Source organism: Sphingomonas sp. (assembly GCF_029239295.1).
Taxonomy (GTDB): domain Bacteria; phylum Pseudomonadota; class Alphaproteobacteria; order Sphingomonadales; family Sphingomonadaceae; genus Sphingomonas.
The window spans coordinates 400272-418503 of record NZ_JAQZBC010000002.1; the positions used below are offsets into that span (position 1 = coordinate 400272).

General features: G+C 65.7%; 13 protein-coding genes. 6 read left to right on the forward strand and 7 right to left on the reverse strand.

Annotated elements, in window-relative coordinates:
- Window positions 1-4 precede the first annotated feature (4 nt).
- The 3 genes from K0S66_RS03480 to K0S66_RS03490 form a co-directional block, all read right to left on the reverse strand.
- On the reverse strand, window positions 5-3055 hold the full coding sequence (locus K0S66_RS03480) for a TonB-dependent receptor (protein ID WP_301073719.1): 3051 nt from the start codon (window positions 3053-3055) through the stop codon (window positions 5-7).
- An 81-nt stretch (window positions 3056-3136) separates the two neighbouring features.
- Window positions 3137-4864: a hypothetical protein gene (locus K0S66_RS03485; RefSeq protein WP_301073720.1), complete on the reverse strand. Its 1728-nt coding sequence runs from the start codon at window positions 4862-4864 to the stop codon at window positions 3137-3139.
- A gap of 645 nt (window positions 4865-5509) precedes the next feature.
- Entirely contained in the window at window positions 5510-6601 is a 1092-nt protein-coding gene (locus K0S66_RS03490) for an NADH:flavin oxidoreductase (protein WP_301073721.1), read from the reverse strand.
- 247 nt (window positions 6602-6848) lie between these two features.
- On the opposite strand from K0S66_RS03490, the gene K0S66_RS03495 reads away from it, so the two are divergent.
- From K0S66_RS03495 to K0S66_RS03505, 3 genes are read left to right on the forward strand one after another with little or no spacing between them, the layout of a single operon-like run.
- Window positions 6849-7898 (forward strand): type III polyketide synthase, encoded by a 1050-nt coding sequence (locus K0S66_RS03495; RefSeq protein ID WP_301073722.1) that lies wholly within the window; start codon window positions 6849-6851, stop codon window positions 7896-7898.
- 29 nt (window positions 7899-7927) lie between these two features.
- Window positions 7928-8644 carry a methyltransferase domain-containing protein gene (locus tag K0S66_RS03500; protein ID WP_301073807.1) on the forward strand — a complete coding sequence of 239 codons (717 nt, stop codon included), beginning with the start codon at window positions 7928-7930 and terminating at the stop codon, window positions 8642-8644.
- On the forward strand, window positions 8623-9723 hold the full coding sequence (locus K0S66_RS03505; protein ID WP_301073723.1) for an FAD-dependent monooxygenase: 1101 nt from the start codon (window positions 8623-8625) through the stop codon (window positions 9721-9723). The genes K0S66_RS03500 and K0S66_RS03505 overlap by 22 nt, the downstream gene beginning before the upstream one ends.
- 30 nt (window positions 9724-9753) lie before the next feature.
- Here K0S66_RS03505 and K0S66_RS03510 read toward each other — a convergent pair whose 3' ends face one another.
- Window positions 9754-12300, reverse strand: a complete 2547-nt coding sequence (locus tag K0S66_RS03510) for a PAS domain S-box protein (protein WP_301073724.1) — start codon at window positions 12298-12300, stop codon at window positions 9754-9756.
- Between the two features lie 207 nt (window positions 12301-12507).
- Between K0S66_RS03510 and K0S66_RS03515 the strand changes: the two genes are divergently transcribed.
- On the forward strand, window positions 12508-13308 hold the full coding sequence (locus K0S66_RS03515; protein ID WP_301073725.1) for a transglutaminase-like domain-containing protein: 801 nt from the start codon (window positions 12508-12510) through the stop codon (window positions 13306-13308).
- Between the two features lie 16 nt (window positions 13309-13324).
- Here the strand turns inward: K0S66_RS03515 and K0S66_RS03520 are convergent, their stop codons facing one another.
- Together K0S66_RS03520 and K0S66_RS03525 are read right to left on the reverse strand one after the other, a co-directional pair.
- The gene (locus K0S66_RS03520; RefSeq protein WP_301073726.1) at window positions 13325-13732 is read right to left on the reverse strand and encodes a lipocalin-like domain-containing protein; all 408 of its coding nucleotides are present in this window, start codon (window positions 13730-13732) and stop codon (window positions 13325-13327) included.
- 125 nt (window positions 13733-13857) lie between these two features.
- Window positions 13858-15294 carry an aldehyde dehydrogenase family protein gene (locus K0S66_RS03525; protein WP_301073727.1) on the reverse strand — a complete coding sequence of 479 codons (1437 nt, stop codon included), beginning with the start codon at window positions 15292-15294 and terminating at the stop codon, window positions 13858-13860.
- A gap of 81 nt (window positions 15295-15375) precedes the next feature.
- Between K0S66_RS03525 and K0S66_RS03530 the strand changes: the two genes are divergently transcribed.
- Together K0S66_RS03530 and K0S66_RS03535 are read left to right on the forward strand one after the other, a co-directional pair.
- Window positions 15376-16248: an acyl-CoA thioesterase domain-containing protein gene (locus tag K0S66_RS03530; protein WP_301073728.1), complete on the forward strand. Its 873-nt coding sequence runs from the start codon at window positions 15376-15378 to the stop codon at window positions 16246-16248.
- Window positions 16249-16349: 101 nt separating this feature from the next.
- Window positions 16350-16868, forward strand: a complete 519-nt coding sequence (locus K0S66_RS03535) for a hypothetical protein (RefSeq protein ID WP_301073729.1) — start codon at window positions 16350-16352, stop codon at window positions 16866-16868.
- 95 nt (window positions 16869-16963) lie between these two features.
- On the opposite strand, the gene K0S66_RS03540 is transcribed toward K0S66_RS03535, so the two are convergent.
- A complete protein-coding gene (locus K0S66_RS03540; RefSeq protein WP_301073730.1) occupies window positions 16964-17944 on the reverse strand; it encodes an aldo/keto reductase in 981 nt (326 codons plus the stop codon).
- Between the last annotated feature and the right edge of the window lie 288 nt (window positions 17945-18232).

The window sequence follows — 18232 nt, forward strand, 5'->3', positions numbered from 1 at the left end:
TTCCTTAGAAGCCGACCGATGCGCTGAGGAAGAAATAACGCCCCGTCGCATCGTAGAACTGCGGGTAGGTGTTGCCGTTGCCGCCATCCTCGATCGCCGCGGTGGTGGTGAGCGGCGGATCCTTGTCGAACAGGTTGTTCACACCGGCACGGAAGGTCAGATCCTTGCGGACCTCAAAGGCGGCGGCGAGATCGAAGTAGCTGCGCGAGCCCAGTTCACGGTTCACTTCGGAGAAGCTGCCGGTCAGCGCCGGCTGGCTGCTGGTCTGCGCGATCTTCACCGACGACACATAGCGCCACGTCCCCGTCAGGCTGAACCGGTCGGCCGGTGCCCAGGTGGTCATGAACTTGTGGCGCCATTCCGGCCGCGGACGACCGCACAGACCCGCGTACAGGCCGGCGCATTCGTACACGTCCGTCTGCGGTGAATTGGGCAGCGGCACCGTCTTGTAGGAGTCAAGGTACGTGCCGACCAGGTTGAAGCTGAGGCGCCCTGCGTTGATGCCCAGATCGTTCAGGTTCAGACGGTAATCGACCACCACGTCGACGCCCTTGGTCTGCAGCGAACCGGTGTTGACGTTGAAGCGGCGGAAATAGCCGTTCTCGCCCTGCCACAGCGATCCGCTGTCCGGGCTGCGCTGGATCAGGCTGCAGAAATACGGGTCGCCATTCGCCAGGCAGTTGGCGATCGACAGGTTCGGATTGACGCTGCCGACGAGGTTCTCGACCTTGATGTCGAAATAGTCGACCGAGATGACGAGGCCAGGCACGAAGCGCGGTTCGAACACCGCGCCGAGCGACAGCGTCTTGGCGGTTTCCGGATCAAGGTTCGGATTGCCCCCGATCAGCGAGTTGAACTGGCCGGCCGGATTGTCGACGATGTTGCCATATTGCCCTGCCGTCACGCCGGTACGCACGCACTGCGCGAGCGTCGCGATCGGCACCGCGCCCGAGCAGGGATCGAACGATCCATTGGCGTTCTCGGTCAGTTCGACCTCGAACAATTGCTGGCTGGAGAACAGCTCGATCACGTTGGGGGCGCGAACCGCGCGCTGGTACGATCCGCGGACGCGGAAATCGCGCACCGGCGACCAGTTCAGACCCAGCTTGTAGGTGTCGGTCTTGAACCCGCTGTCATAGTCCGAATAGCGGTAGGCGCCTTCGAACGACAGGCTCTGGAAGAACGGCTGCTGCTCGATGAGCGGCACGATCAATTCGCCGAAGAACTCCTTCACGCCGACCGAGCCGTTGATTGGCAGTTCCGGGCTGGCGGCGGCCTGGTAGATTTCGTCCGGCTGATAATCGACCGAATTCTTGCGATATTCATAGCCGAAGGCGACCGCCACGCCGGTGTTGGCGAACGGCGAGGTGATGCCCCATTCGCCCAGATTGCCGTCAACCGCGGCGACGATGTTGACGAGATTGGTGTCGCCCGTGATCGACTTCACTTCGCCGACGTAATCGACCGCCGCCTGGCTGGCCGCACCGCTGAAATAGTTCAGCGGCGAACAGCGCGCGTCATTATTGTTCGGGTTCGCATCGGCGTTGATCGCGCAGACGATCTGCCCGGCCGAATTACGCACCGCGTTGAACGCATTGGCGGTCCGCTGGCGGTTCGCGTCGCCGGAGAAGCGGCTGCGATAATTCACCTTCGAATAGATGCCGTAGACATCATATTTGAACGGACCGGCGATGTCGCCGCGCGCGCCCAGCACGACGCGATAGCTCTGGTGCTGGATATCGTCCTGACGGTTGCCGCCTTCGACGTTGCGGCGCGCAACGAGCACGCCGTTCGCCACCGATTGCGGGCCGACATAATTGCCCGCCGCGTCATAGATGCTGCCGGTCGACAGGCCGCGGCTGGTGCACAGGAAGCTGGCCTGCTGCGCGCTGAGATACGGGTTGTCGCAATTGATGCCGCTGATGCTGCCCGCGCCCACGGTGATGCCGGCGCTGTTGGTGCCCGGCGCGATCTGCGCGACCGAGCGGTCCTCCATGAACGACAGTTCGAGGTAGGGGACGAAATTCTCGTTCACCTCATAATGCGCGTTGGCGCCGAAGGAGTAACGTTCGTCCGGGCGCTGGTAATAATTGTACGGCGCGAAATTATAGGTCTGCGTGCCCGGCACGAACTGGCCATCGCGCGTGGCGCGGAACGACGTCGGCAGACCCGGGATACGGCCGGCGTTGGTGAAGTTCGCCGGATCGTTGGTGGCTGAACCGCTGCACGAGAAGGCGCTGCCGCCCGGCCCGGTCGCACCCAGCGCGCAGGCGCTGTAATCATAGTCCTTTTGCAGGATCGGATTGACCTTGCGATAGGTCGCATAGGCCGTGACGTTGCCGCGATCGTCGTCGATGTTGCCACCGACCACCGCCGACAATTCGGTGGTGAAGCCGTTCCAGACATTCTTGTCGGGCTTCAGATAGCCGCCCGGCACCGCGGCATTGTTGCGATCGAGCAGGTCGCGCAGACCCTCGTCATTGTTGTTGTGCTGGAAACCGGCGATGCTGCCGGAGAAGCGTAGGCCGCTGAAATTCTCGAGCAGCTTGAAGTTCACGACGCCCGCGATCGCGTCCGAACCATAGACCGCCGATGCGCCGCCGGTCAGCACCTCGACAGACTGGATCAGCGGGGTCGGTACCTGGTTAAGATCCGACGGGATGTTCTTGGGCGAACCATAAGGCAGGCGGCGACCGTTGATCAGCACCAGCGTGCGCGACGGGCTGAGCCCGCGAAGGTCGACCTGCGCCGTGCCGGTCGCCTCGTTCGAATTCGCCGCGCCCTGCGCCGCGAACACCTGCGGCAGCTGGTTGACCAGATCCTCGGTACGCACCGTACCGCGCACCGCGAATTCCTCCGATGACACGGTGGTCACCGGGCTGACGCTTTCGAGATTGGGCGAACGGATGCGCGAGCCGGTGATGACGATTTCGCCATCGTCGGTCGGCCCGGCGGCCTCGGCAATGCTGTCCTGGGCCATCGCCGGCATGGCAACGCCGCCCAGCATGACTGCGGAGCAGAGCAGGAATTGACGCAAGTGTGACCTGTTCGTCATCGTGTGACTCCCTGATTTTATCGATTTTTCGTGGAAATCGGGCACACGTCGCCAGCCCCCGCCAGCGACGTGGCCGGTGTGTTACTTGTAGCGCCAGCTCGTCAGGTCAGCGCCCTTGGGTGCCGCCGCCTCGATCCGCTTCAGGATCTTGGGCACGTACATCCAATTGTAGCGCAGCCGTCCGATGGAATTGGGCTGCGTCGGATCGCCGTTCCAGCAATGCTCGTCGCGATCACCATAAAGGATCTCGCCACCATAAGCGGGCTGCGCTTTCTTCAGGAAATCTTCCATCAGATACACGGGGTTGTTCAGGTAGAAATTATCCATGTCGCCGACATAGATGTGGATCTTTCCCTGCAGCTTGGGCGCCAGCTTCTGCCAGTCGCGCTCCAGGATGTGGCGCATGTCGTAATTCTCACGCCAGTGCGCCGCGACGGCCGGGTCGATCACGCCGGTCGCCTTGTCCCAGATCCGCTTGGGATAGCCGTCCTCGCCCATCGGCGAATACACCGCTTCCCACACGTCCCACTGGCCGCCCGAGCGGGTCTTGTCGCCCAGCACCAGCTCCAGCCGGTTCTCGTCCTCGATCGTGTGCGACAGATGGCCGAGGTAATCGCGCTTGCCGGGCTTCGCGACCTTTCCGAACGGGCCGGTCCAGAAATACGCGTTCTTGTCCTTGTAGATGTCCGTCACCATCGTCTGACGGAAATCGATCGGATCCGGGCACGCGGCGAAGGCGCCGTTATATTCGTCCGGATAGAACACCTGCGCTGCCAGCGCTTCCCAGCCGCCGGTCGAGCCGCCGTACAGGAACCGTGCCCAGCCCTGGCCCAGCCCGCGGAACTTCTTCTCCAGCGCGGGGATGAAGTCATAGGTGATGGCGTCGCCATAGGGGCCGATATTGGCCGAATTCACCGCATAGCTGTCATCGTAATAGGGGTTCGAGTGATCGATCTCGACGATCAGCATCCGCGGGAAGTCTGGTGACACCCACTTCTGGTAGAAATCATACGCCTCCTGCTGCTCGGTGCGGGCGTAGCAGGTCTCGTTGATGAAGCGCTTGCTCGGCTCGCACTTGATGTCGGCATCGGGCGGCGTGGTGCGGAAGCCGCCGAAATCGTCCGGGAAATGCCCGTGGAAGATCGCGAGCGGATACTTCGCCTCGGGATGCTTGTCGAAATCCTTCGGGACCAGCACGTGGCCGCGCATATAGACGTCGCGGCCCCAGAATTTGGACAGCCGCTCGGACTTGAACTTGAAGTGCCGGACGAATTCGGTGTCCTTGGGCTCCTCGACCGGGCCGATCACCTCGGTCAGCGCGATCTTGATCTCGCCGGGGCGCTTCGGATCGAAGTTCACCTTCATCGGCTTGCTGATGATGTTGCCTGGCTCCTTGCGCCAGTTCTGCCCCGCGCCGCGCGCGGCGGGCAGCTTCACCACCTTGCCATTACCCAGCTTGAACGTGTCATACTTATGCAGGACGGCCTGCACCGTGTAGGTGCCGGCGGGCACATCGGCGAGGCTGCGGCCGGGATAGCCGAGCACGTCCTTGCCAACGACACGCCCCTGGCCGTTGCGGAACCCCTCCACCGGAATCCCGAACACCTGCGCGGCGTCATGGCTGGCATCGACCTGGAAGCGCGGCTCGCTTTTGTCGTCCGCCGCGATCACCAGGATGACGCGCCCTTCATAGGGCGCTTCCTTGGCCGCTGGTGCCGAAAGCTCGACGCGGAAATCCTCCGCCTGAAGCGCACACGGTGCCGTTGCCAGCGCTGCAACAGCAGCACCGACCGCGAAAGTCTTTCGCATGTCTACTCCCCCCCAAAAACGTGGCGCTCCCCGACTCCCGCTGCGCCGCAGCACGGAATTGCCACGCCCAATCTACTTGTCAACTTCTATTCGCATAGCGAACTAAAGTTTGCGGGGTAAAACTCTGGGTTATGCGCACGGCCGCCCGGCGGGTGCTTTGGCTTCGCGAAAACAGGTGTTTGTTTCACTTGAAACCTGTTTGAAGCGGCGAGACATAGACGGCGCCAGGCGGATGCTCGCACAAAAAGGCAAAGCGCCAACGACAATTTCTACTTGTTCTATACTCTTAGCTCGTCCGCACTGAGTAAGGTAAGCTCGTTGGCATGGAGATGGGTGAACAGCAATTGCCTCCCCTAACATGTGTGTATCTTTGTACCATTGGAGGCGCCACGCCAGTCACGAGAGCTGCTGCAAGGCTCGCCGGGTGATCGCTGCGCAGTGTTGCAGTCCGTACGACCGCTGTGCGAACAGCAATATTGTTGCGCGGGAGCGACGATGCTGCAGCCGGGCGATGCAGCAGTCGAATAGGGATCGAGCGCCCGCTTCAACGCCGGGGGGGCGATGTGCGGCCGGCGAGTCGCCGCCACACCGATCGAGAAACAGGTGGATCGGCAGGGGAACCACGCCCCCTGCCGATCACATCGGTCAGGCGGCGGCTTCCGCCTCCACGAAGCCGGGCCAGTTGCGCATGTAGGTGACGAACTGCGGGCTTAGCCCCTCGTCCAGCAAATGCTGCGCAGTGACCGGGATCGGGGGCGAGCGATAGTCGGCATCCTGCGCCACGCGGGTGGGGAAATCGTGCCGCAGGATCGCGCCGCGGCCGATCACCACAAAATCGCATCCGGCGTCGATCACACCGGCCGCATCGCGCGCGGTCATCACCTTGCCCGCTGCGCCCAGCCGCACATCGCCGCGCGGCAAATCGGTGAAATAGCTCAGCAGCGGCCGCCCCTGATGCTCAGGCTCCACCGGCTCCTTGCTGACGTCCCACAAGGACATGTCGAGATAGTCGATGTCACCGCGCTTCAGCACTTCGGCCGCAACGTCGCGAATCTCGGCCAGCTTCAGCCCGAACCGTTCGGGCGACAAGCGCAGGCCGAGCTGGAAATCGGGTCGGCACGTCGCGCGAATGCCGTCGATGATCTCGAAGATCAGGCGCGCGCGGTTCTCCAGGCTCCCACCGTAGCGATCGTCGCGGCGGTTGATCTCCGGCGACAGATACTGCGCCAAAATATAGCCGTGCGCCCCGTGGATCTCGACCCCGTCGAACCCCGCGCGCTCGGCACGCTTTGCCGCCGCGATGAAATCATCCCGCAGCTGCTCGGTCTCGGCGGTGGTCAGCCCGCGCGCGCCGGTTTCCGGATCGTCCGACGGGCAAACCGGCGTGCCGACCAGTTCCTTGGGCGATCGATTGCCGGCGTGGTGAAGCTGAACCGACGAAACGGAGCCTTCCGCGCGGATCGCTGCCGCCAGGCGGGTCAGCCCCTCCAGGTGGTCGTCGCTGAAGATGCCGAGCTGCCCCTCGAAGCCCTGTCCGCCCTTTTGGACATGCGCGGCGGCGGTCATGGTCAGCGCGAAGCCGCCAGCGGCGCGCATCGTCAGCCAGCGCGCCTCCTCATCCGACAGACGGCCGTCGGCGTGGCTCTGCTGATTGGTGAGGGGTGCCAGCATGAAGCGGCTCTTCCACGCGGGGCCGCGCGTCAGGGTCATCGGTCGAAGCAGCGTGTCGACAGGCACAAAGGTCTCCTCGAAAGAATGCAGGTGGGGGGCGTCGTTCGATGCCATCCGGTTGCGCACAAGGTAATGAGGGCGCGCGATCGAACAACCCGTTGACTGATTATCGGCCCAGCCCACACTCCAACGAAGCCCGCACTCCGGCGCCGTCCACAGGTTGGTGGCAGGGCGGCTGGACAGCGGCGCGGGCGGGGGAATGGGGCCGAACACCCATGCCGCGCGTTGACGGCAGGAAGAGGACGCGAATTTCGTGCACGCGACTATCCAGGCAATCGGGACGGCGGTGCCCGATCAGGACATTCACACTGCCTTTGTCGACTGGGCGCGCCAGCGATTGCCCGAACGCGAGGCCCGGCTGTTCGATCGCATGTCCGCCCGCTCCGGCATCGCGCACCGTTGGTCGGTTCTGCCGCTCGCACCCGGCTCACCGGTATCGGATGGCGGCTTCTACGCGACGGAACCGCACCCCGGCACAGGCGCGCGGATGACGCTTTATGCCGACGCCGCACCCACGCTGGCGCTGGCCGCGATCGATCAACTGGCGCAGCAATGCGCGACGGACGGGATCACGCACCTGGTGGTCGCCAGCTGCACCGGCTTCGTCGCGCCCGGTATTGATCAGATCATCGCCGCACGGCTCGGCCTGTCGCCATCGGTCGAGCGTCTGCTGGTCGGCTTCATGGGCTGTTACGCCGCGGTCGTCGCGCTGCGATCCGCGCGGCATATCGTGCGATCCGATCCTGCGGCGCGCGTCCTGGTCGTCACGGTGGAATTGTCGACGCTTCATCTCCAGGCCTCGCAACAGCTGGAGCCGCTCCTCGCCATGCTTCAGTTCGGTGATGGTGCGGCAGCGGCGCTGGTAACGGCGGAGCCCGGCGGTTTCACGATCGAGGCGCCCTTCGCCGCCACGCTGCCGGCAGCGGCGGAGCTGATCCGCTGGGACATCACCGATCAGGGCTTCGCGATGCATTTGTCGGGCGAGGTCCCGGGCCGCATCGCCGCAGCACTGGCAGAACCCGCGTTGCGGGCGACGATCACCGGCGACCAGCCGGTCGATCGCTGGGCCGTCCACGCCGGTGGCCGATCGATCCTCGATGCGGTCGAACATGCGCTGGGCCTGCCCGGCGACGCGCTGGCACCATCACGCAGCGTCCTGGCGGAGGCGGGCAACATGTCATCGGCGACGCTGATGTTCGTTCTCGCCCGACTGCTGCAGGGCGAGCCGGTCGATCACGGCGTCGCGATGGCATTCGGCCCCGGCCTCGCGGCGGAGGGGTTCCACTTCCGGAGCGCCGCATGACCGACGCCGGCTCCCTCGCCCCCGCACCGATGGCTCCTCCGCATCGCTGGTTCGGCGGGTCGCTTGCCCAGCGTGCGCAGGCCGAGGAACTGATGGACGCCGACGATCTCGATCCGGCGATCTACGCTGCGGTCGTGCGTGATCTGGCGAAGGTGAACGTCGTTACCCTGGCGGCCCGGCCGACGCTCCGCTTCCTCGCGCGCGCGGCCAAGCCGGGCCGAACCTATCGCCTGCTCGACGTCGGGTTTGGCGATGGCGACATGCTCCGTCGTATCGCGCGCTGGGGGCAAAGACGCGATATCACCTTCGATCTCACGGGGGTCGATCTGAACCCGCGAAGCGAGGTCGCGGCGCGCGCGCATACCCCGGCGCACCTTCCGATCCGCTGGATCACCGGCGATTATGCCGATCTTGCCGGCGAGCGATGGGATTTCGTCATCTCCAGCCTGGTCGCGCATCATATGACGCACGACCAGCTCGTCGCCTTCCTGCGCTTCATGGAGCGTGAGGCGCAGGGCGGGTGGATCGTCAACGACCTGCATCGTCACCCCGTGTCGCACCTCGGCTATCCGGTGCTGGCGCGCCTGTTCGGCTGGCATCCGATCGTGCGGCACGACGGCGCGCTGTCGATCGCCCGCAGCTATCGCCCCGCCGAATGGCCACCGATCCTTGCCGAGGCCGGCGTCTTCGGCGCTGACGTCACGCGCCATTTCCCGTTCCGGTTATGCGTCGAACGCCGGCGCTGATCGTTGGCGGTGGCCCCGCTGGCGCTGCCGCTGCGATCGTGCTGGCGCGGGCGGGCGCGCCGCATCTACTGGTGGAGCGCAGCCGCGACACCGGCGACGCGCTGTGCGGCGGCTTTCTGAGCTGGCGAACGCTGGCGGAGCTCGAGCAGCTGGGGGTCGATGTCGCCGCGCTGGGGCCGGCGCGCGTCAACCGCGTGCGCGTGCTGTCGGGAACGACGGTGGCCGAGGCGCGGCTGCCCCGACCTGCGCTGGGCGTATCGCGCCACCGGCTGGATACGGTGATGCTCGACCGCGCGAGTGCCGTCGGGGCGGCGGTGGAGCGCGGTATCGCCGTGCGCAGCATCAATGGCACCGCTCATACCGATGATGGCGCCGTGATCGATCATGACGCCTTGTTCCTCGCCAGCGGCAAGCATGACGTGCGCGGCCTGCCGCGTCCCGCCAGCGCACGCGGCGATGATCCGTCGCTGGGCCTTCGCCTTCGCCTGGCCCCCTCCCCCTCGCTGGACCGGCTGGTGGGTGACGCGGTCGAGCTTCACCTGTTCGATCGCGGCTATGCCGGCGCGGTTCGACAGGAGGACGGCAGCGTGAACCTGTGCCTCGCGGTGCGCCGCTCGCGTCTGGGCGAGGCGGGCGATCCGGCGTCGCTGCTGCGCGCGATCGGCGACGAACTGCCCGCGCTGGGCGAGCGGCTGGGGCATCTGACCGGCGCGGCGATCGATGCGGTGGCCAATGTCCCTTATGGCTGGCGAACCGGACCGGGGCCGGCCGGGCTGTTCCGGCTCGGCGATCAGGCCGGGGTGATCCCCTCGCTCGCCGGCGAAGGGCTGGCCATCGCGATGACCAGCGGCAGCGACGCCGCGCGCGCTTATCTGCACGGCGGGGCGGGGATCGCGCCCGAATGGCAGGCCGAATTCCGCACAGCGCTGCACCGCCCGATCGGCCTCGCCTCGGTCATCCGGGCAGTGGCGGAACGTCCTGCGCTGGCGACCCCGCTGTTGGCGGCCGTCGCCCGTGCGCCGGCATTGCTACGGCTGATGGCGCTGGCGACACGCACGCGAGTACCCGCGGCCCATTAGCCGCATCGGGCCAACACGCTCAGCCGGCCGTCAGTGCATCGCGTGGCTGAGGGCGCGTGGGGAGAGCGCCATCAAGCTCGCCGCCAGTTCGGCCGCGCGAAACGGCTTGGTCAGCCGCGGCAGGCTGGCGTCGATCCCCTCCTCCTCGGCGTAGCCCGACACGATCAGGACCGACATGCTGGGCCGCGACGCCTTCAGCGTATGCGCGAGTTGCGCGCCGCTCAGGCCCGGCATCAAATGATCAGTAACGACGACATCGGGCTCCAGCCCATCATCGATCAGTGTCAGCGCCGCCTCGGCGGATCGCGCCTCGACTACCTTATACCCCAGGTCGACCAGCATGTCGGCGGTGCTCATCCGTACCAGATCCTCGTCATCGACGACCAGCACGGTGCCGAGCGCGGTGCCCTGCGTCGGCAGATGCAGCGCCGGCGTCGCGCGATCCGCCTGGCTCACGCTCATCGGCAACCACAACGTGACGGTGGAGCCGGCGCCCGGCGCGCTCTCGATCGTCAGCTCGCCGCCCAATTGCGCGGCTAGGCCATGCACCATCGACAGGCCAAGGCCGGTGCCCTTGCCCACGCCCTTGGTGGAAAAGAACGGCTCGATCGCGCGCTTCAGCGTATCGGCATCCATGCCGATCCCGGTGTCGATGACGCTCAGCCGGATATAATGGCCCAGCGACAGCCCGCCGGGGCGATCATGGCGCACGCAATCGGGATGCGCCGCGATCGTCAGCTGCCCCCCGCCCGGCATGGCGTCGCGCGCATTCACCGCAAGGTTGAGCAGCGCCATCTCCAGCTGGTTGGCATCCGCCATCGCCGCGGGCAGATCCGCGGCCAGATCAGTGCGCAATTCGACCGTCGGCCCAACGGTGGAGCGCATCAGCCCCATCATCCCGTCGATCACGCGGCCGACATCGACCGCGGTCACCTTCAGCGGCTGGCGCCGAGCAAAGGCGAGCAATCGCTGCACCAGCGTCTTGGCCCGCTCGGCGGATTGCAGCGCGCCGTTGATCAGCCGTCGCTCGCGATCGCTGCCCACGCCGTGGCGCACCAGCATGTCGAGCGACCCGATGATCGGGGTCAGCAGATTGTTGAAATCGTGGGCGACGCCGCCTGTCAGGCTGCCCATCGCCTCCATCTTCTGGCTCTGGCGCAGCGCCTCCTGCGCTATTTCCAGCTCCGCCTCGCGCGCCTTGGTCTCGCTGAGGTCACGGCCGACCGCGATGAAATTCACGCCGTCCGGTTCGGGCGCCACCGTCCACTCGATCGGCTTCCATTCCCCGTCGCGGGTGGCAATGCGGTTCTGGAACCGCGCGGCGCCGCGCGTCTCGGCCATGCGCTGGATCGCTGCCAGCGTCGCGTCGGCGTCGTCGGAATGCATGAAGGACGCATAGCCGCGCGACAGCAGCTCCTCCTCGCTCCAGCCCAGCACCTGCGTCCAGGCCGGGCTGACCGCGGACATCATGCCTTGGTAATCGGCGCGCGCCAGCATGTCCTGCGACAGGTTCCACAGCCGGTTGCTTTCCGCCGACCGCAGCGCGACCTGCGCCTCCAGCGTTTCATTCAGTTCGCGCAGCGCGATTTCCGCCCGGGCGCGTTCGATCGCGCTTTTGACGCGCTCGCCCACCTCCTGCACGAGGCTTTCCTCCGCCGGCGTCCACACCCGCGGGGTCGCGCTCTGCACCGCCAGCAGGCCGACCCGCTGGTCACCTTCGAACAGCACTACGTCGATGAAGGCGCCCACCTGCCGGTCGGTCAGCCCGACGCGCGCATTGTCGCTCAGCCGCTCATCGCCGGGTACGTCGCGCACCACGACAGGGGTACCGATCTGATAGGCGTTGAGCAGTTCCTCGCCGAACGACACGAGCGAGTGGCGGCCGACGATGGTCGGGACGCCGTGATGGTAATCCTCGTCGACGGTCATGATGCCGCTGGCGATTTCGGCATAGAAGACGCGGCTCGCCCCCAGCCATTCGCCCAGCCGGGTTGCGGCCGCGCAGGTAATCTCACGCGGGGTACTGAGCGCGCGCAGCTCGTCCGACATCGACAGCAGGAACTGGCTGCGCCGCTCGGCCGCCACCCGCTCGGTCGTTTCCGCCAGGATGCAGATTACCCCCGCCGGATTGCCGCTTTCGTCCGGCACCGGCGAATAATCGAGGTCCATCCATACCCGTTCGGGGCGGCCGTTGCGGTTGAGCGTCAGTTCCTGGTCGCGATAATGCAGCGTGCCGCCGGCAAGGCCCACCCGCATCACATTATCGTTGAAATCGGCGACCTCGGGCCACCCCTCGCGCACGTTGGAGCCAAGAAGATCGGGGTGTCGGCCTGCGGCGAAGCCGGAATACGCGTCATTGTAGAGCATGACGCCTTCCTCGCCCCACAGCATGACGATTGGCACAGGGGAACGAAGCAGGATGGCGGTGGCGCTGCGCAGGCTCTGCGGCCAGCGATCGAGCGGGCCTAGCGGGGTGCGCGACCAATCCCGCGTGGCGACCAGTTCAGCGCAAGATCCCGCAGCACCGGTGGCATTACCATTGCCGTGGCGGAGACCTTGCGGCGAAAATTCCAGCATCGTCAGAGCAAGATCCTGCGGGCCGTGGGAAAATCGTCCGGCGTCTTAAGGTTAAAACGCGGCCTAACCTAAATCGCTCCGCCCTGAAAACCGCCGATCGCACCTCAGTCGCGCGACGGCGCAAAAAAATGCTGCCGTGCGCCGGCATTGCGCCCGCTTTGTCCGATCGCTTTGCAGCATCGGCTTTCCATCCCCATCTTGCTTTGCATGCATGATGACCTGAACCGCCTCGGCCTGATTGACGATGAAGAAATCGTGCTCGACGAAGCCGCCCTGTCGCTCGCCCTGCTCGATCAGCCCGACGTTGATCTGGAACCCTATGATCGAACGCTTGACGCGATCACCGCCGGGCTGGAGCGCATCGGCGAACATCTGGAGGAGGCCGGCGACCAGGCCGCCGCGCTGCAGACGGTGCTGGCGGGCGAGTTCGGCTTCATCGGCGACGACGAAACCTATGACGATCCCGCCAATGCCGATCTGATCCGCGTCATCGATCGCCGCCGCGGCCTGCCGATCAGCCTGTCGATCCTGTATGTCGCGGCAGCGCGGCGGGTGGGCTGGCGCGCGGAGATCCTCGATTTTCCCGGCCATGTGCTGGTGCTGGTCGGCGCTGACGTGGCGCCGGTCATCATCGACCCCTTCATTGGCGGTACGCGCGTCGATGCGGAGCGGCTTGCCGCACTCGCCACGGCATTCGCCAGCGACAATGGGCCGGTGACGCACGTCAGTGCGATGCCCAACCGCGCGATCCTGATCCGCCTGCTGCAGAATCAGGCGAGCCGTGCCGAGCAGGCCGGCCAGGGTCGTCGCGCGCTGACGCTGTACGAACGGATGACGATCGTCGCGCCTGAATATGCCCATGCCTGGTGGCAGCGCGCCCGGCTGGAACTGGTCGATGGCGATGTTGCCAAGGCGCGCGCCAGCCTGGGCACGATCCTCGAAATCACTCGCGATCCGGAATTGCGGCAGCAGGTCACCGATACGCTGAACGCGCTCGCCGCCGCCTGAGCGGCGCGACGAATGGTCAGGCGGTTGCCGCCACCCGCTTCCACAGCAGTCGGGTGACATAGGTCTGGCCCGATTTCGACACCTCCGGCTCGGTCACCAGTTCGATCGTGTCGTCATCGACCGGCACGATCAGCCGGACGAAGCTGGTGCCCACCCGCGTCGGTTGAGAGGCGAACAGGATGTCGTGAGTCAGCCGCTCGCCCTCGCGGCGCCAGGTGCCGGCATAGGAAAAGAATTGCGTGAAGCTGTCGGCCGCGGGATCGCCCGCCGCCGCCCAGGCCGGATCCATCAGAAACGCCGACATCCGCCCATCGGCGGCATATTGCAGCTGCCCCGCCGGCGGATCGCCAAAGGTGCGGCGTTCCTTGTCGCCGCGCTGGCTGACGCAGGACAACAGCGTCCAGGTACCGAGAAGATCGATCATGGATTTCCTGTCACTCACGGGCTGAGCGCACTCTTTAGCTGGGCGCACTCCTTAGCCGGATGCGCTCCGGGGCCAGCGCGGGCGACGGCCTGATCGGCCACCCGCCCGCGCGTCAGCCGCGGCGATCAGGCCGCGACGGCTTCCTTGCGCTTCTTGCGCACGATCGTCTGCGCGTTGGTATATTCCAGCAGGCCCTCGATCCCGCCTTCGACGCCGACGCCGGACTGCTTCATGCCGCCGAACGCCGCCATCGGCGACAGATGCTGAGTCTCGTTGACCCACACCGTGCCGCTCGCAATGCGCTGCGCGATCTCGAACGCCTTGTCCTCGTCATTGCCCCAGACCGAACCGCCGAGGCCGTAATCGGTCGCATTGGCGCGCGCGACGACCTCGTCGAGATCGTCGAACTTCAGCAGCGGCAGCACCGGGCCGAACTGCTCCTCCTGAACGATCCGCGCGTCCTCGGGCGGATTGTCGAGGATGGTGACCGGCACGAAGAAACCCGGCACATCCGCCTTCTCGCCGCCCACCAGGAACTTGTAGCCCTTGTCCTTGGCATCCTGGATCAGTTCCAGCACGCGGGCATATTGCTGCTTGTTGTTGATCGGGCCGATCTGCGTGCCCTGTTCGGATCCGTCGCCGACCTTCACCGTCTTGGCATAAGCGACCAGCGCGTCGCGCAGCTGATCGTAAATGTCCTTGTGGACGTACATCCGCTTGGTCGCGATGCAGATCTGGCCGTTGTTGCGGAACGCCGCCCAGAACAATTCCTCCGCGACCTTTTCCACGTCCACATCGGGCATCACGATCGCCGCGTCATTGCCGCCAAGTTCCAGCGTCACGCGCTTCAGCGTCGGCGCGGCGGACTGCATCACGCGCTTGCCGGTGGCGGTCGATCCGGTGAAGCTGATCTTGTCGAAGCCCGGGTGGCTGGTCATCCACGGCCCCAGATCGTCACCGCCCGTGACGATGTTGAGCACACCCGGCGGCAACAGCTGCGCTGCCAGCTCGCCGAATTTCAGCGTCGACAGCGGCGTGAAGGGTGACGGCTTCAGCACCATCGTATTACCCGCCAGCAGCGCCGGGCCGACCTTGAACATCGCCAGGATCATCGGGAAATTCCACGGCGCGATCGCGCCGACGACGCCCAGAGGGACGTGGCGCGTCTCGCTGTAGCGTTCGTCCGAATTCTCGTTGACGGTAACGGGCAAGTCGAGCTGCGAGGCGGCCATCAGCCAGTAACCTGCGCCCATCACCTCGCCCTGCGATTCGGCGTGCGGCTTGCCCTGCTCCTTGGTGAGGAGGCGCATCAGCGGATCGGCATTGGCCATGATCGCCTGGCCCAGCGCGGCGAGCTTCGCCTTGCGCTCGGCGATCGGCGTCGCCGCCCAGCCGGGGTACGCCTTGCGCGCGGCGGCAATCGCCTTGTCCAGGTCCTCGCGCGTCGCGTCGGGCACGCTGGCGATGACGTCCTCATTGGCGGGATTTACCACGTCGAGCGTCGCGGAGCCGGTCACCAGCTCGCCGCCGATCAGCATGCGATAATCGCTGTCGAAGTTCATCGCGTCTCTCTCCTGATTCTGTTTGCGCCACCCATAACAGAAGTTACGGGTGACACACCATCATCTGTGCGGGGGAGGATCGTGACGTTGCATTCCGAAGGTCATCATGGGGACAGCCGTGGCGCGCACCCATCCAGCGCCACGCCAGCCTCCTTTCTCCAGGTGGAGAATACCGCCGATCCGCTCAGCTACCGCCTCGCCATTACCGACCAGATTTGCGTCGGCCCGCCGGGCAACGTCTTCATGTTCGGCGGCGTCGGGCTGGGCGCAGCGACGATCGCGGCGGAACGGGCGACGGGGCGCCGCGTGATCTGGTCCAGCGCGCAGTTCATTTCCTATGCCCGGATCGGCGACACGCTCGACTTGGATGTTGAGATATTGTCGGCCGGACGCAACATCACCCAGGTCCGCATCACCGGCACCGATGCCGGCAAGCCGATCATCAGCGTCAATGCGGCGCTTGGCGATCGCGAGAATATGCCCGCGCATCAATGGATCGCCTCGCCCGACATGCCGCCGCCCGACGAATGCTCGCCGCAGCAGATGTGGCCCGCTCAGGACGCCGCGCTGATGAGCCGGCTCGACGTGCGCGTCGCGCCGGGCCGCTATGGCGCGGTGCCGCGCGATGGCGCACCCTCGGCGGACGGGCGCATGGTGCTGTGGATGCGGCCGCGCGACGGCTCGCCTATCGATGCCAGCCTGCTCGCGATCTTTGCCGATTTCGTGCCTTCGGGGCTGGCCGTCGCGTTCGGCCGGCGCGGCGGGGGCAACAGCCTCGACAATACGATGCGCGTGGCGCAGCTGGTGCCAACCGACTGGGTGCTGTGCGACGTGCGCATCAGTGCAGCGGCGCGCGGCTTCGGCCATGGCGCGATCCACATGTTTGCCGAGGATGGAACGATGATCGCCAGCGGCAGCCAGTCGGCGATCTTGCGCTTCATGGATGCCAAATGAGCCTGGTTAAGCCCGTATTTACCCTGATTGTCGCGGAACGATCGGCCACCCCGCGGGCTTTCCCTTCATCCTGATGGCCTGGCGCCACGATAGGAGGGATGATGAGCACGACTATTGTTTCCGCGATTCTTGACAGCCGCCACGAGGCGGAGCGCGCGGTGTCCGACCTGCGCGACAGCGGGGTGAGCGACAGCGCTATCTCGCTGCTCGCGCGGCATGACGAAGATGGTCATGAAACCGGGCACGATGGCGGTACGCAGGAATTCGTCGGCAAGGTTGCCGCGGGCGCCGGTATCGGCACGCTCCTGGGCATTGCGGCGTTGGCGATCCCCGGCGTAGGTCCGCTGGTCGGCGCCGGCGCGATCGCCGCCTCGGCGGTGCCTGGCGCGGCGATCACTGGCGCGGCACTCGGCGGTGCTGCCGGCGGCCTCGAAAAGGTGATGACCGATCATGGCGTCAGCCGCGAGGATGCGGCCTATTACGGTGAGCGCATCCATGACGGCGGCGTCTTCGTGTCGGTAGACACCAATGCCGCACGGATCGATCCGGCGACTGCCGCCGACATCCTGTTCCGCGCCGGCGGGCACAGCGCCACGCGCCCGCGCACCGCAGCCATCTGAACCCATGGCGGGCGGGGAAGCGGCACGCCGCTCTCCCGCCCGCCATCGTTCACCTACCCGCTCGCCGCTCTGGGCGCCCGCCGGATAAGCTGCGCTCAGGCGAAGCCGACCACGGCATGCGGCACATAGGCCGCCTCCAACTGATCGATCTCGGCATCGCTCAACACGATGTCGAGTGCGGCGATTGCATCCTCCAGATGGCCCGCCTTCGATGCGCCGACGATCGGCGCCGATACCTCGGGCTGGGCCAGCACCCACGCCAGCGCGATCTGCGCGCGCGGCACGCCGCGCCCGGCGGCGACGGCAGCTACCGCTTCCACCACCTTGCGATCGGCGTCGGCGGTGCGCTGGTACAGCGTCCGCCCGAACTTGTCGGTTTCCGACCGGCGCGTGCTTTCATCCCAGTCGCGGGTAAGCCGCCCGCGCGCCAGCGGGCTCCACGGGATGACGCCGATCCCCTCCGCAGCGCATAGCGGCAGCATTTCGCGCTGCTCCTCGCGGTACAGCAGGTTGAGATAATTCTGCATGCTGACGAACCGGGTCCAGCCATTCGCCTCGGCGACATGGAGCATGGTGGCGAACTGCCAGGCGTACATCGACGACGCGCCGATGTAGCGCGCCTTGCCCGCCTTCACGACGTCATGCAGCGCCTCCAGCGTCTCCTCGATCGGCGTGTCGTAATCGAACCGATGGATCTGGTAGAGGTCGACATAATCGGTGCCCAGCCGGGTCAGGCTGGCGTCGATTTCGTGCATGATCGCCTTCCGGCTCAGCCCGGCGCCGTTGGGGCCCGGTCGCATCCGGCCGTGCACCTTGGTTGCGATCACCACATCCTCGCGCCGCGAGAATTCGCGCACCGCGCGGCCCAGGATCTCCTCCGAACTGCCATCGGAATAGACGTTGGCGGTGTCGAAGAAGGTGATCCCTGCCTCGATCGCCCGTCGCAGCAGCGGCCGGCTGCGCTCCTCGTCCAACGTCCACTCATGGTTGCCGCGCGTCGGCTCGCCATAGGTCATGCATCCCAGGCACAGGCGCGACACTTCCAGACCGGTTGTGCCAAGTCTTGCGTATTCCATCACGTCTCTCCCGAATCCATTTACTTCGTGTCCGTCGGGATGATCGCTTGACCGTTCTGATCTGTATCAACCAAACCGAAATAGCAGCATGATCCTGCGCGTTTCTGCCATGTGGATATACTTATGAAGCGCAATCGTGCCAGCCAAATGGCAGATCACGTCAGTTGAACATCCGGTAAAGCCTTTGCTGATCAGCTGTTCAACGTAGAATCACGTATCCCCCTGTTTTACCGTAACTTAATTCCTTTGTCGCATTTCGGCCGGATTGGTTCGCGGGGCAAAGGCGAA

Bases quoted from the DNA above. Each gene is read 5' to 3' on its own strand.
- K0S66_RS03480 (WP_301073719.1), bottom strand. From the start codon at position 3,055: ATGACGAACAGGTCACACTTGCGTCAATTCCTGCTCTGCTCCGCAGTC.
- K0S66_RS03485 (WP_301073720.1), bottom strand. From the start codon at position 4,864: ATGCGAAAGACTTTCGCGGTCGGTGCTGCTGTTGCAGCGCTGGCAACG.
- K0S66_RS03500 (WP_301073807.1), top strand. From the start codon at position 7,928: ATGGCTCCTCCGCATCGCTGGTTCGGCGGGTCGCTTGCCCAGCGTGCG.
- K0S66_RS03505 (WP_301073723.1), top strand. From the start codon at position 8,623: ATGCGTCGAACGCCGGCGCTGATCGTTGGCGGTGGCCCCGCTGGCGCT.
- K0S66_RS03510 (WP_301073724.1), bottom strand. From the start codon at position 12,300: ATGCTGGAATTTTCGCCGCAAGGTCTCCGCCACGGCAATGGTAATGCC.
- K0S66_RS03515 (WP_301073725.1), top strand. From the start codon at position 12,508: ATGCATGATGACCTGAACCGCCTCGGCCTGATTGACGATGAAGAAATC.
- K0S66_RS03520 (WP_301073726.1), bottom strand. From the start codon at position 13,732: ATGATCGATCTTCTCGGTACCTGGACGCTGTTGTCCTGCGTCAGCCAG.
- K0S66_RS03525 (WP_301073727.1), bottom strand. From the start codon at position 15,294: ATGAACTTCGACAGCGATTATCGCATGCTGATCGGCGGCGAGCTGGTG.
- K0S66_RS03535 (WP_301073729.1), top strand. From the start codon at position 16,350: ATGAGCACGACTATTGTTTCCGCGATTCTTGACAGCCGCCACGAGGCG.
- K0S66_RS03540 (WP_301073730.1), bottom strand. From the start codon at position 17,944: ATGGAATACGCAAGACTTGGCACAACCGGTCTGGAAGTGTCGCGCCTG.